Source organism: Nocardioides sp. P5_C9_2 (assembly GCF_054049555.1).
In genome coordinates this window covers 1-6,611 of sequence record NZ_JBFUMD010000192.1, presented here as the reverse complement: position 1 = coordinate 6,611, position 6,611 = coordinate 1, and the positions used below count along the sequence as shown (strand labels likewise).

At 71.2% G+C, this 6,611-nt stretch carries 7 protein-coding genes; 4 read left to right on the top strand and 3 right to left on the bottom strand.

The genetic code is table 11. The annotated features are described in order from the left end of the window. On the top strand, window positions 1–702 hold a 702-nt coding region (locus tag ACXJKL_RS11190), incomplete at its 5' end, for a sugar nucleotidyltransferase (protein ID WP_457207126.1). Between the two features lie 10 nt (window positions 703–712). Here the strand turns inward: ACXJKL_RS11190 and ACXJKL_RS11185 are convergent. The 3 genes from ACXJKL_RS11185 to ACXJKL_RS11175 form a co-directional block, all read right to left on the bottom strand. Then, entirely contained in the window at window positions 713–2,233 is a 1,521-nt protein-coding gene (locus ACXJKL_RS11185) for a sugar transferase (protein ID WP_457207125.1), read from the bottom strand. 222 nt (window positions 2,234–2,455) lie between these two features. Continuing rightward, complete coding sequence (locus ACXJKL_RS11180) at window positions 2,456–3,412, bottom strand: GDP-mannose 4,6-dehydratase (protein ID WP_457207124.1); 957 nt, start codon at window positions 3,410–3,412, stop codon at window positions 2,456–2,458. Window positions 3,413–3,419: 7 nt separating this feature from the next. Next, on the bottom strand, window positions 3,420–4,400 hold the full coding sequence (locus tag ACXJKL_RS11175) for a GDP-mannose 4,6-dehydratase (RefSeq protein WP_457207123.1): 981 nt from the start codon (window positions 4,398–4,400) through the stop codon (window positions 3,420–3,422). Window positions 4,401–4,444: 44 nt separating this feature from the next. On the opposite strand from ACXJKL_RS11175, the gene galE reads away from it, so the two are divergent. The 3 genes from galE to ACXJKL_RS11160 form a co-directional block, all read left to right on the top strand. Then, the gene (galE, locus tag ACXJKL_RS11170) at window positions 4,445–5,458 is read left to right on the top strand and encodes a UDP-glucose 4-epimerase GalE (RefSeq protein ID WP_457207122.1); all 1,014 of its coding nucleotides are present in this window, start codon (window positions 4,445–4,447) and stop codon (window positions 5,456–5,458) included. Beyond that, window positions 5,458–6,165, top strand: a complete 708-nt coding sequence (locus ACXJKL_RS11165; protein WP_457207121.1) for an N-acetylmuramoyl-L-alanine amidase family protein — start codon at window positions 5,458–5,460, stop codon at window positions 6,163–6,165. Before galE ends, ACXJKL_RS11165 begins: the two co-directional genes overlap by 1 nt. Before the next feature lie 25 nt (window positions 6,166–6,190). Continuing rightward, window positions 6,191–6,611 (top strand): alpha/beta hydrolase (locus tag ACXJKL_RS11160; protein ID WP_457207120.1); only part of this gene is annotated, 421 nt, incomplete at its 3' end.

Here is a 6,611-nt window from a genome sequence, read left to right as displayed (position 1 = left end):
GGCTTCCACCGGCTCCTGGGCGACGGGTCGCAGTTCGGCATCTCCATCACCTTCGCCGTGCAGCCCAGCCCCGACGGTCTCGCCCAGGCCTTCATCATCGGCGCCGACCACATCGGCGACGAGGGTGCGGCCCTGGTGCTCGGCGACAACATCTTCTACGGCACCGGGCTCGGCACCCGGCTGCGGCGCTTCGACCACCTCGACGGCGCTGCCGTCTTCGGCTACCACGTGGCCGACCCCACGGCGTACGGCGTGGTGGAGTTCGACGAGGCCGGTCGAGCGCTGTCGCTCGAGGAGAAGCCCGAGAAGCCCAAGAGCCACTTCGCGGTGCCCGGTCTCTACTTCTACGACAACGACGTGGTCGGCCACGCCGCCGACCTGAAGCCGTCGGCGCGTGGCGAGCTCGAGATCACCGACCTCAACCGGATCTACCTCGAGCAGGGGAAGCTCCAGGTCGAGGTGCTGCCCCGCGGCACGGCGTGGCTCGACACCGGCACCTTCGACTCGCTCAACGACGCCAGCAACTTCGTGCGCACCATCGAAGGCCGTCAGGGCTTCAAGATCGGCGCGCCCGAGGAGGTCGCTTGGCGGATGGGCTTCCTGTCCGACGACGAGCTGCGCCAGCGCGCCGAACCGCTGGTCAAGAGCGGCTACGGCGCCTACCTCCTCGACCTGCTCCAGGAGCAGAGCGAGGGCCAGTAGCCACGGGAGGTCAGTAGGCGCCGTTGCTGCCGAAGACCGCGCCGAAGGTGCGGCCCAGGATCGTGAGGTCCTGGAGCATCGACCAGTTGTCCACGTAGTAGAGGTCCAGGCGGATCGCCTCGTCGAACGACAGGTTGGAGCGGCCCGACACCTGCCACAAACCGGTCATCCCGGGACGCACGCGCAGCCGCCGGTGCATGTGGTCGGCGTACGCCGCCACCTCGCTCGGCAGCGGAGGGCGGGGGCCGATGAGGCTCATGTCGCCGCGCAGGACGTTGAACAGCTGCGGGAGCTCGTCCAGCGAGAAGCGGCGCAACCAGCGACCGGGACGGGTGATGCGGGGGTCGTCCACCATCTTGAACAGCCCCTCCGTGTGCCCCATCTCCGCGTGCAGGTCCTGCAGGAGCGCCTCGGCGTCGGTGAYCATCGTGCGCAGCTTGAGGCAGGAGAACTCCTGGCCGTCCTTGCCGATGCGGGTCTGGCGGAAGAGGACGGGTCCGCGGTCGAAGGCCCACACCCGGAAGGCCGCGAACGCGAGGACGGGGGAGAAGGTCAGCACCAGGCCGGCCGCGACCACCAGGTCGAAGGTGCGTTTGCCCCAGCGCGCGGCGGCCGCGGAGCGGGGCGGGTCGAGGTGGATCAGGGGGARTCCGCCCACGGGACGGATGCTCACGCGCTCGCTGGATACGTCGGTGACGCTCGGCGCGACGACCACCTGGACGTCGTGCTCCTCCAGGTCCCACACGGCCTGTCGGGTCTGCGACGAGGAGGTGAAGGCGCCACCCACCAGGAAGACCGTGTCGGCGCTGAGGGTCTCGGCAGCCCAGGCGACGTCGTCGGTGTTGCCCCAGATCTTGATGCCGGAGGCGGTGACCTCGCGGAAGTCGGTCGGCGGAGTCAGGGCGCCCACGACGCGGTAGCCCAGCCAGGACTCGCGTCGCAGGACGGCGGCGATCTCGTCCACGTGGGAGGGCAGGCCGGCCAGCACCACGCGGTGGAGAAGGACCCCCCGACGGCGGGCACTCTTGATCAGGGCGCGCAGGACGAACCGCCCCATCACGAGAAGGGGCACGCCGGTGAGGAAGGAGAAAACGTACAACCCGCGGGAGAACTCGTACTGGGCCAGGTAGCAGCCGATACCCACGAGCCCGGCGGTGATCAGCGTCGAGTTGATGACCAGCTTGTACTCGTCGGTGCCGGCGCCGAAGAGGCGCCCGCGGTAGCCCCCGAGGGCGAAGATGACGAGCACCCACAGGCCGATGGTCCCGGCGATGAAGGCCAGGGTGACGCCGCCGTCCGGGATCCCCTGGATGTTGCGGGGGAAGATGGGGAGGACCTCGCGCAGCAGGCCACCGACGGCGACGGCGGCGACCATCATGGCGAGGTCGGCGACGAGGGCCGCGAAGGGGATGCGGGCCCGGGCCCGGCGGGAGGCCTCGCGGGCTGCGGCCGGCGCGGCCGGGGTGGTGGCCGACGTCGTGTCCGAGGTCGTCGTGACGCTCGTGCGCAACCGTTCGCTGATGATCGACATGCGGTGCCCCCCACAGGCTGTCCCGGGAATGTTGGACCTGTACCGTCCAACGACCCTTTACTCTCCCAGTGATGCGGGGGGTCCCGAGCCAAATCAGGGGATCTGCGGTCGCTCTGTGGTCAAACTCTCCCGTTTCGTAACCGTTCTGTGTGTTTACCGTCCGGTAGTGAGGCGTGGGTCTCACCCCGAGGGGCGGGTGTTTCACGCCGTCGCTCTCGCGGATCAGGCCGTGGGGGTCTCGAGGTCCGCTGCGACCATCCGCGCGACCACGTCCGTGAACCCCACGGACGGCGACCAACCGAGCAAGGCGCGGGCCAGCGAGGGGTCGCCGACCAGCTCGGTCGCGTCGGCCGGACGGACGTACGCCGGATCCGTGTGGACGAGCGGTCGCCAGTCCTCGATGCCGACCTCGGCGAAGGCGGCGGCCACGAAGTCGTTCACGCTGTGGCTCTCGCCGGTGGCGATGACGTAGTCGCCGGGCTCCTCGGCCCGGGCGGCGCGGACCATCGCGTCGACGTAGTCGGGCGCCCACCCCCAGTCGCGGCGGGCGTCGAGGTTGCCGAGCACCAGCCGGTCGGCCCGGCCGCGGGCGATGGCGGCGACGGTGGCGGTGATCTTGCGGGTCACGAACGAGGCGGGCCGCCGCGGGGACTCGTGGTTGTACAGCACCAGGCTCGACGCGTGCATGCCACGCCGGCGGGAGACGCCGACCGCGAGGTGTGCGTAGGCCTTCGCGGCGCCGTACGGGTTGAGGGGTCGGATCCGGGTGTCCTCGTCCTGCGGCGTGCGGTCGGGCTCGCCGAAGATCTCGGCGCTGGAGGCCTGGACGACGCGGACGTCGTGGCCGCGCTCGTGCAGCAGGCGGGCGCTCTCGAGCAGCGCGGCCGGCGCGGAGCCGTTGACCCGGCTGACCAGGTCGGGCTCCTGCCACGACTGGGCGACCGAGCTGATCGCGGCGAGGTTGTAGACCTCGTCGGGGCCCAGGTCGAGCACCAGCCGCCGGGTCGCGTCGACGTCGGCGACGTCCCCGACGTGCAGGACCGCCTCGGTCGGGCAGTGCGCGGGGCGGCCCTCGGACTCCAGCACCAGGGCGTGCACCTCGACCCCCTCGGCGACCAGGCGCTCGGCGAGGTAGCTGCCGTCCTGGCCACCGACCCCGGTGACGAACGCGCGGGTCACCGGACCGTCACCAGCCGGCCTCGAGCGCCGCGATGTCGGCGTCGACCATCATGGCGACCAGCTCCTCGAAGCCCACGGTCGGCTTCCAGCCGAGCACCTCGCGCGCCTTGGACGCATCCCCGATGAGCTCGTCGACCTCGGCCGGGCGCATGAACGCCGGGTCCTGGCGCACGTGCCGCCGCCAGTCGTCGATGCCGACGTGCGCGAAGGCGACCTGCACCAGCTCCTCGATGGAGTGGGTGGTGCCCGTGGCGATGACGTAGTCGTCGGCCTGCGGCTGCTGCAGCATCCGCCACATCGCCTCGACGTAGTCCCCGGCGAAGCCCCAGTCGCGGCGGGCCTCCAGGTTGCCCATCACCAGCTCGTCCTGCATGCCCAGGCTGATCGCGGCGACGGCCCTGCTCACCTTGCGGGTCACGAACTCCTCGCCTCGCCGCGGCGACTCGTGGTTGAAGAGGATCCCCGAGCTCGCGTGCATGCCGTAGGACTCGCGGTAGTTGATCGTCATGTGGTGGCCGTAGACCTTGCTCACGCCGTACGGCGACCGCGGCCACAGCAGGGTCCGCTCCGTCTGCGGGACCTCCTGCACCTTGCCGAACATCTCCGAGCTCGACGCCTGGTAGAACCGCACCGCCGACGGGTCGTCGCCGGAGTGCAGGCGCACCGCCTCGAGGATGGTCAGCACCCCCATCGCGGTGACGTCGCTGGTGATGAACGCGTTCTCCCACGAGTAGGCCACGAAGCTGACCGCGCCGAGGTTGTAGACCTCGTCGGGCTCGCTGTCGTGCAGGGCGCGCAGCAGGCTGGACATGTCGGTGAGGTCGCCGTTGTGCAGGCGCACGTCGGGGACGAGGCGCTCGACCAGCTGGCGGCGGGGGTTGTTCTGCCCGCGGATGACGCCGTGGACGTCGTACCCCTTGGCGAGGAGCAGCTCGGCGAGGTAGAGGCCGTCCTGGCCGGTGATCCCGGTGATCAAGGCAGTGGGCACGGCGGACAGTCTGGCAGGGAGTCGCCTTCTCGTAGGGTGGCGCCATGAAGATCCTCGTCAGCGGCGGCACCGGCTACATCGGCTCGCACACCGTCATCCAGCTCGTCCAGGCCGGCCACGACGTGGTGATCGTCGACAACTTCAGCAACTCCCGGCCGATGGTGCTGGGGCGCCTCGAGGCGCTGACCGGCACCGCCCTGGCGATGCACTCGTTCGACCTGCGCGACTACGACAAGACCGAGCACCTCTTCGCCGCCGAGGGCTTCGACGCTGTCATCCACTTCGCCGGCTTCAAGGCGGTCGGTGAGAGCGTCGAGAAGCCGCTCGACTACTACGAGAACAACCTCGGCTCCACGTTCTCCCTCGTCCGGGCCATGCAGAAGTACGACGTCGACAAGCTCGTCTTCTCCTCCAGCGCGACCGTCTACGGCACCGACCAGGCCGCCKCGACCGAGGACCGCCCGACCTTCGCGACGAACCCCTACGGCTGGACCAAGGTCATGCAGGAGCAGATCCTCACCGACGTGGCCACGGCCGCGCCGCAGATGCGGATCGCCCTGCTGCGCTACTTCAACCCCGTCGGCGCGCACGCCTCCGGCACCATCGGGGAGGACCCGTCCGACACGCCCAACAACCTGATGCCCTACCTCGCCCAGGTGGCGGTCGGGCGCCGCGACAAGCTGAGCGTCTTCGGTGACGACTACGACACCCCCGACGGCACAGGGGTGCGCGACTACATCCACGTCGAGGACCTCGCCGCCGGCCACGTCGCCGCGCTCGAGGCGCTCACCACCACCGCCGAGCCCGTCAACGTCTGGAACCTCGGCTCCGGCCACGGCACCAGCGTCCTCGAGCTGCTGCACGCCTTCGAGAAGGCCGTCGGGCGCGAGCTGCCCTACGAGATCGTCCCGCGCCGCGCCGGCGACGTCGCGTCGTCGTACGCGGACCCGTCCAAGGCCAACCGTGAGCTCGGCTGGCGCACCACCCGGTCGGTCGAGGAGATGTGCGCCGACACCTGGCGCTGGCAGTCGCAGAACCCCGAGGGCTACAACATCTGATGCTCGCCTCCGTCGGCCTGTCCGTCGCCGCCGCGCTGCTCCCGCTGGCCGGGACGACCGTCGTCGTCGACCCCGGCCACCAGCTCGGCAACGCCAACTTCCCCGCCGAGATCAACCGGCCGGTGCCGGCCGGCGGCTTCACCAAGCCGTGCAACACGACGGGGACCGCGACCGACGGCGGGTACCCCGAGGCGACCTTCGCCTGGCAGGTCTCGCGTCGCCTCCGGGCGCGGCTGACCGACCTCGGCGCCACCGTGGTGATGACCCGCACCAGCAACCGCGCCGACCGCTGGGGGCCGTGCGTCGACGCCCGCGGACGCGCCGGCAACCGCATCGGTGCCGACCTCAAGATCAGCATCCACGGCGACGGGTCCTACGCCGCCGGGGCCCACGGCTTCCACGTGATCGCCCCCACCTCGCGGGCCGGGTGGACCGACGACATCGCCGGCCCCTCGATGGCGCTCGCCCGCTCCGTGCGGACCGGGCTGGTGCGCTCCGGGGTGCCGGTGGCGACCTACATCGCCGGGGGCGACGGGCTCGACGTCCGCTCCGACCTCGCCACCCTCAACCTCTCCGACGTCCCGACCGTGATGGTCGAGCTCGGCAACATGCGCGACCCCGGCGACGCGGCGCGGATGACCTCGGCGCGCGGGCGGGCGGCGTACGCCTCGGCGCTGCTCGCCGGGGTGCGGCGCTTCCTGCGCTGACCGGGGTGCGGGCTAGGTTGACGCCATGCCCRTCGACCCGCAGCTCCAGGACATGCTCGACTTCATCGCGTCGGCGGGCTACCCGCCGATGGAGCAGGGGACGCCGGCGCTCGCGCGGCAGGGGATGCGCGCCATGTCGGTCGACATGGTCAAGCCCGATGACGTCGTGCCGGTCGGCTCGGTCGAGGACCTGACGGTGCCCGGCGGGGCGGGGGAGCGCGACGCCCGGCTCTACCGGCCCGAGGGCGACGGCCCGTGGCCCACGCTGGTCTACCTCCACGGCGGGGGCTTCGTGGTCGGCGACCTCGACACCCACGACCAGACGTGCCGGCGCATCTGCCGCGACGCCGACGTGGCCGTGCTGAGCGTCGACTACCGGCTGGCTCCCGAGGACCCGTTCCCGGCCGGCCTCGACGACGCCCAGACCGCCACCGAGTGGGCCGCGG